Raw genomic sequence first — 6,947 nt, forward strand, 5'->3', positions numbered from 1 at the left:
TTAAGGTTGAAGGTTTGATCCGTTATTTTGGCTGATTTATCCTACTTCTTGAAGAGAGAAGACATCAGCCCGCCACTGGTTTTTTTCGCCAGTCTACTAGCGCTTTCCTTGCCACTGACCATTTGTGCCAATATTTCAATGCTTTGTGCCGCATTTGACTTGGGCGCAACCTTGCGGATCATTTCGCCGTTGTTCATGGCGGCGGCAAAGGGATCTGGCTCAAAGGCAATGTTAAGTGAGGGTTTGGTGCCCAAAACTTCTTTGAATTCCTTGTCGGTCAGCTCGCCTTTTTTCTGTTCGCCGACCCGATTTAAGATCAAACGGGTGGGGGCTTCCAGACCGCGGTTGGGGGCTAAAAATTCAAAAATATTTTTCCCGTCACGCAGGTTGTAAAGGTCGGGCGCGCCGACGATCACGGTGTCGTCGGCATCCACCACCATATCTTGAACCCAAGCGTTCCACATGTGGGGAATATCCAACACCACATAGCTGGCCATTTGTTTGACCACGTTCAAAACAGCTTCCAACGACTGAGGGGTGATTTCAATGCCGCTGTTTAAGTTTCCCGGCGCACACAGCAACGAAACGTTTTGTCCCCCCGATTCCAGATACCGCATCAACATGGTTTCATCTATTGATCCGGCCTGGGCAATGGCATCGGCAACGGTTTGCGCGGGTTGCAGGTTAAAGCTCAGGGCAGCGGTGCCGTAAGGGATGTCCAAATCGACGATGATGACGTCTTCGTCGTAAAGCCGTGCCAATTCAGAGGCCACATTGTGCGCCAACACCGAACTGCCGACCCCGCCACGTAAACCGGAAAACGCGATGGTGCGGCTTTTGGCGTGCAGGGTTTTGTCGGCAAAGGCATCGATGATGGAGGCCTTGAGTTCTTCGACCGTCAGCGTATTTAAGAAATACTGGCTGATGCCTTGATCAATTAGGGTCTTGAACAGGTTGATGTCGTTTTCTGCGCCGACGATCACCACCTTTGTGCCGGGCTGACAGACTTCCGCCAGGGCGTTCAGTTCGTCGAAGAAAGCTTCGCCCTCGGCTCGCGTCTCGACCAACAGCAATTGCGGCGTGGAGTGTGTGGTCAAAAACGCCAGCGCGCCCGCCATGCCGCCGTCCTGGACGGAAATGGAGGAGCGCAAAAACAGGCGGTCCTCAGTTAAGGCGTTGACCGCGTCGCGGACGGCATCTGTGAGGACAAATGCACCGATGTTGATTCTGAGAATCAAGTGAGCCTCCTTTGCATTTGTATCCGCATCTTATTGGCCCGTAATGAGGTTGCCGCTGCCGTCCAGCAGTCTGGTGCGAACGGTTCCGGACTGTTGCTTGAAAATGTCGACGTCAGTGCGCCCTGCGTTTTTGCCTTCAGCGGGCTTCGCTTGAATGAAATCACCAGGATCGACAACCATTTGGCCGATATTGCGCTGCGTGGCGCAGCCAAAATTGCTGTGGGGTGCATTATCGAACCCACCGACGGGCGAACTGCTCCAATCCCCGCATTCCGGCGAAATGGACTTGTTGGCTGTGAAGCTCAACACCGCATTGGGGGCTTGCACCGTCGTGCTGGGGGCCATGTAAATCTCACTGTCGCGCAAGCCTTGGCTCAGCAGCACGTCACGCGCCAAGGATGGCTGGGCGCTTTCAATGGTGATCACGGTGCGTCCTCGACTGACGTAATCGCGCAAAAAACGATGAAAGCGATTGGCGTCACCCGCAGCCAGGGCCAATCCGCTTTGCGGCAACGCAATGGCGATCGACACCTGTTCGCTGGCCACTTGAATGGCATGGTTTTGCAAGATGTCGTGACCTTCCGGCTTGGTTTGTGGCGCGCACGACGACACCAAAGCGGCGACCAAGCCGATCAGGGCAAAACGGTTCAGGTTTGTGGCGTAGGGGATGCTCATAACCGCTTACTCCATGATGTAGCCGTAGGGGCCGGCCAATGGTGTGGCGTAGGGCGGAAGGTTCGTTTTGGCATATTGCTTGTGCAAGTGTCCCAGCAGATAGAGGTCCAAATCGCTGGATACCACAAACCCATCGGACGGCAACGCCAAGCGCGCATCGTGGCCCACCGGAGCAGCCAGATAGGCGGTGACGGTGACAATCAACTCGGTTTCTTCATTTTGGAATTGTTCACTGCGAAACAATGCGCCCAGGATGGGAACGTCCTTAAGCCCTGGAACCCCGTTGATGGTGTTGGTCAGGGTGTTCTTGATCAGACCGGAAATCATCATGGAACCGCCGGACGGTAGATCGACGATGGTTTCCGTGCGCTTGACAGACAATCCGGGGAAGCCGTTTACAGCCACAGTGGTGTCACGGTCGGAAACTTCCGTGGCCAAGTGGAGACTGATCTGACCATCGCTCATCACGGTCGGCGTAAAGTTGAGGCGCACACCAAACGGCTGCTGCGAGTAGGTCACGGTGCCGTTGTTGTCAATCGCCGTCGGCATGGGGAATGAACCACCGGCCAAGAACGACGCCGTTTCGCCCGAAATGGCGGTTAAGGTCGGTTCAGCCAGGGTTTTTGCCAGGCCGTTTTCTTCCATCACCCGGTAGGTGATGTTACCCAGCCCGGTTATGGACGGGATGATGGTGCCGGTGGCGTAGGTCGAAGCCGCCACCACGGCGCTGCTGGCATATGACGGGGTGATGGTGGCTGACGACGCCGGGCCGAATTCCAACGTGGTGGTGAAATCAATGCCCAATTTCTTGATTGCGGTGCGCTTCATTTCCGAAACGCGCACCTGCATGATCACCTGACGGCTGCCCAAAACCTCAAGGTTGTTGATGATATCGAGACTGTCCGGGACAAAGCGGCGCGCGATGTTGATCGCTTGTGCCGAGGTTCCGGCGTTGCGCACAAAACCATTGATGAAGACGCCGTTGCGCTGTGAGCTGACGGTGATTTTTTCATCCCCCATAAGCTCTTTGAACGCGGCGCGGATGCCTGCCACGTCGACATCAACCTGAATGTCGCCGTTGAACAGAATATTACCGTCAACATCTTCGAACACAATCGAAGTTGAGCCCACGGCCTTGGCCAAGATGAAGGCATGGGTGCGTTCGCCGTCTTGGGGCAAAATAATGTCGGCGACATCAGGATTGGCGATCACCACGTTGCGGACTTCGCCAGGCAGACGCACCGATACCACTTTATTGAGGGGGACGCGCACGGCTTCAGTTTCTTCGCTGATCAACCATTTGAGCTTTTCGCTTGGAGGGGCGAGCGGCTTTTTGCTGACGGTGATGTTGGTGCCCACGGGGGCCGTAAATGGGGCGCTTACGGTTGCGCCGCGTCCGGGAACCTGTTGCGCCATGGCCACCGATGCGAAGACCATCAGGATGCTGGACGCACCAAAAACCCGTTTGTAGAGGGAAGATGTCATTGGGTGCCAGCTCCCATGTTGCCGCCACCGTTTGTCGTGTCGCCGACGGATTGGGGCGGCGTGCCCACACCGCGATAGATGGTCAGGGGGCGATTCGTTCGTGCAGCGGCTTGTGGGGCTGGCTTCGAAACGCGCGGTGCGGGAAGGGGGGGGGCCGGACGAGGGATCGGTTCGGGTTCGGGTATGTAGTCAGGATCGTCACTGCTGAAAGCCGGGCCTTGAGAAGATCTCGGCAACATCGGGGTTTTTGTGTTCAGATCTGATCCGGCCATGAACGATTTGAAATTGCTCAGCATGGGGCTGACTTCAACATCGGTGGTGAAGCTGTGTTGACGTTCCACTTCCCCATTTTCCGCTGAACGCAGAACCAAACTGAGTGTGCCCATGACTTTCGCCGTGTTGATGATTTCCGCCTGTTTGGGGGTGACTTCCAAGAGCATCGTTTTGCCCAACGCGGCTCCCTTATCAAACTCATTCACTTTTTGATCGACGGCCAAGACGTTTAAATTTTCCAAGATTGTTTCACTGGTGAATTCCAAAGCGTTAAATGTATCACTGGTCTCGCCGGTGCGGTCGATGGCACGGCGCAACAAACTGTGGGTGAGCATCATGTCGACGCGGTCCCCTGGCAAGATAAAGCCTGCCGAGGAGTTATCCGGGGTGGATTTAACGGCGATGGCGCGCATGCCTGGGTGCAGCGTACCGCGCATGAATCCGGCATGGTCAGCCTTATAAATCTTCGCCATGGTGATCGGATCGCCTTTTAAAATAGCGCGCCGGGCCACGTGTTTGTCTTTGATAATGGCCGTGAGGGGGTTTTTTTCACGGGTTTTGACTTGATAGGAATCTTGCAAGGCATCTTCGGGCCACGGCACCCATTCGGTGTTCTTGTCGTTTACCACGGTGCCCGCCGGCATATCCGCCTTTGCGACCAATACCTGCGACGTCGGCGCTTTGGGGGCTTTGGATGCGATTTCTGCCCTTTGGCTGGACAGGTAGGAGTTGAGAAGGTAAGCCGTGCCGCCTGCCAAAATTACGGCGGCGAAGACCAAGCCGATGATGACAATTCTCATGACGTAACCGGACCTTCCTGGTGAAGCGCGTTAAACGAATTGGACTGTGAAACGTGCAAACGAACCCCCCATCATAGGTCAGCATGAAACCGACAAAACCACGCGCCGAAACGCCATAAGCTCTTATGGTGTCAGAATATAACACCAATGGCGATCACACAATGTCAACTTGTTGAACTTTGTTCGTATAGATGTCGATTGAAGACACCGTTTAAAACCTTCTTTATGATCTCGAATGAAAACAATCCATGATATTGTCATACCATAATTTAAACGTATTGGAGCCATATTCAGTGTCAATTTACAAGGGAATGCGCAATGCCGATGTGACCAGCGTCACTGTTGACGATGTGCCCTTGCAGCCGCGCTTGGATTTGCGGGCCTTGTCTCTGAATGGCTATGAATGGGGCTATGTTGGTAGCGGTCCATACCAGTTGGCGCTGGACATCTTGGCCCATGAAGTGGGGGATCGGCGGGCACTCGGCAACTATCGATCCTTTTGCGAAAACACCATTGCGCGCCTCAAAGCCGATACCTGGGTGCTGCAAGGCGATCAGATAGAGGCGTCGTTGCAAGGTGTCGTCGAAGTGGACATGACCTTAGAGCAATTGTTGAATAAGGTCCGTGGTATTTCGTGATATCAATGCGTTAAGATTATAATTTAATGTTTTGAATGAATTTAACCTGTGACCTCAGTCACTGACCTTTCTGTGTGAATTGGCTAAAATCAAGATCAACGGTGGTCGTCCGTTTTGATCTGAGGATTTGGCTATGAGCACCTTTATGATGAGTTTAAGCAATGCGTGGGGGGGGTGGGCCTCTTTGTTTTCACCGCTGCCTTTTGGTGATCCCTACATTGCTGCCTTCGGCCTCGTTTTCATCATGATCTTGAGCGCCAAGGTCTTGATGAGGGGGGGCAGACGCCTATAAACGGACACCACCGAGCTGTTTGGAGGCGTCATTTTGAGATCGCTTTGGAGGGCGCTACTAAGGGTGAGCGGGCTCGACGCTAAAGACCCGGAAATTCTTATTGAGTTCACCCGGTAACATAATTTTTTTAAGCCAGTTCGGTTGTGTTGCAGTGACGATTTTGCGCATCAAAGTGTCGCCTTTGAAGCTCAAAAAATAGTGTTCTTCTTCCGAATCGACGCACAAGATCACAAAATCCACATTCCGCCGTGCCAAAATCGATCGCGCTTGAGCGCTGTCGGTGGCGGTTAAAATGGTGAAGCTGTCGAGAATACCGTCGGTATTTCGGTGATAGGGACTGCCGACCACCCGGTGCGGCGTGCGGAACAAAATTTCAGGGCCTTGGTGTATGTGGGTGAAGATCACCAGGGGCCACTTGCCCGCACCCGTGGATCGGGCGAAGGTTTCGGACGTTATAATGGGGGCCAAATCGTGCCATTTGCACGCTTGGGTTTTGGCCTTGGCGATATCTGGGCTGAGGGCATAAAGGGTAAAAGCGACGGCCAAGTGCGCGGTGATGATGCCAAAGGCCGCCGGAACTCGTAAAATCGGCGTGCCCTGGCCAAATTTGGGGCCCATTTTGGGACCGCCCTGCCAATCGAGAACACGCTGAAAGACACCCGCCCAGGCAATCGCGGTGGTGATTCCCAAGTATGAGCCCCAACGCAACTGCATCACGCTTAGGGGCAAGAACAAGGCGCTCGACAGCCCCAAAATCAGGATGGATGGGTCAAAAGATTGACTGGGACGGCGGTCTTTAAGACGCAGAACGATCCAAACCACCAACCAGACGACCGGGCCCAACACCAGCGTCGCATTGATGGCGCTGTCCCAGTTCCAGTCGGCGGTGATAAGGGGCTGCAATTCCTTCACTCTGTCCAGCCACAGGACCATGAGACGGGGGTCCATGGCGGCGCCGAAGGGGCCTTTGAAAAAGTCTGGAAACAAGGCCAGCATGACAATGCCAGCGCCCAATCCGGCGGCCATGGCAAAGCCCAGGCGCGCCCGCAACAGGTGCCTTGCCCGGGCATGATCCATAAATTGAATGCCTAAGGCGATCAGCGCCAGCAGCACCACCTGGACACTGGACAGGCGGTCATATTCTTCCGCGGTGAGCCATTCAGCGGGCGGTCGTTCGACGGCCATCATCAACGCCAAAGCCAACGCCCCCCATATGGCAAACCGCTTAAGGCCGTCCAGCCAGTGCTTTTCGCCGGACAAAATCCAAGCCAAGCCCAGAACGGTGAGGGCAATCAGTTCCGTGGTCAGGGCCTCGACACTCACCCAAATGCCAAAAGCGGCCGCAATGCCCGCCCACTTCAGGGTGCTTTTATGGAGTTGAGGGCTAGCGGAAAAGCGCAAAAGCGTGGCCAGGACGATGCAAAAACTTAACAAAACCAGGCTGTGATGGTCCGGCCTTGCGGCCAGAAAGGAAGCTCTGGTGATGGGTTGGAAGGCAAACAAAATCAAAAACATGGCTTGTCCGCGCAGATCAAGCACGGACCGG

General features: G+C 54.6%; 6 protein-coding genes. 1 reads left to right on the forward strand and 5 read right to left on the reverse strand.

Annotation, left to right across the window (positions count from 1 at the left end):
* Window positions 1–41: 41 nt before the first annotated feature.
* The 4 genes from BEN30_RS03675 to cpaB are packed head-to-tail and all read right to left on the reverse strand — an operon-like array spanning window position 42 to window position 4,471.
* Window positions 42–1,238, reverse strand: coding sequence for an AAA family ATPase (locus tag BEN30_RS03675; RefSeq protein WP_069956996.1), 1,197 nt, complete (start codon window positions 1,236–1,238; stop codon window positions 42–44).
* Between the two features lie 30 nt (window positions 1,239–1,268).
* Entirely contained in the window at window positions 1,269–1,913 is a 645-nt protein-coding gene (locus BEN30_RS03680) for a CpaD family pilus assembly lipoprotein (RefSeq protein WP_069956997.1), read from the reverse strand.
* A 6-nt stretch (window positions 1,914–1,919) separates the two neighbouring features.
* Complete coding sequence (locus BEN30_RS03685; protein WP_069956998.1) at window positions 1,920–3,398, reverse strand: type II and III secretion system protein family protein; 1,479 nt, start codon at window positions 3,396–3,398, stop codon at window positions 1,920–1,922.
* Window positions 3,395–4,471: a Flp pilus assembly protein CpaB gene (gene cpaB / locus BEN30_RS03690; protein ID WP_069956999.1), complete on the reverse strand. Its 1,077-nt coding sequence runs from the start codon at window positions 4,469–4,471 to the stop codon at window positions 3,395–3,397. Before cpaB ends, BEN30_RS03685 begins: the two co-directional genes overlap by 4 nt.
* 293 nt (window positions 4,472–4,764) lie before the next feature.
* Here cpaB and BEN30_RS03695 point away from each other — a divergent pair, with 293 nt between their 5' ends.
* Window positions 4,765–5,109, forward strand: a complete 345-nt coding sequence (locus BEN30_RS03695) for a DUF6166 domain-containing protein (RefSeq protein ID WP_139134829.1) — start codon at window positions 4,765–4,767, stop codon at window positions 5,107–5,109.
* A gap of 349 nt (window positions 5,110–5,458) precedes the next feature.
* On the opposite strand, the gene BEN30_RS18540 is transcribed toward BEN30_RS03695, so the two are convergent.
* On the reverse strand, window positions 5,459–6,947 hold a 1,489-nt coding region (locus BEN30_RS18540), incomplete at its 5' end, for a hypothetical protein (RefSeq protein WP_170826948.1).

Source organism: Magnetovibrio blakemorei (genome assembly GCF_001746755.1).
In the GTDB taxonomy this organism is placed as follows: domain Bacteria; phylum Pseudomonadota; class Alphaproteobacteria; order Rhodospirillales; family Magnetovibrionaceae; genus Magnetovibrio; species Magnetovibrio blakemorei.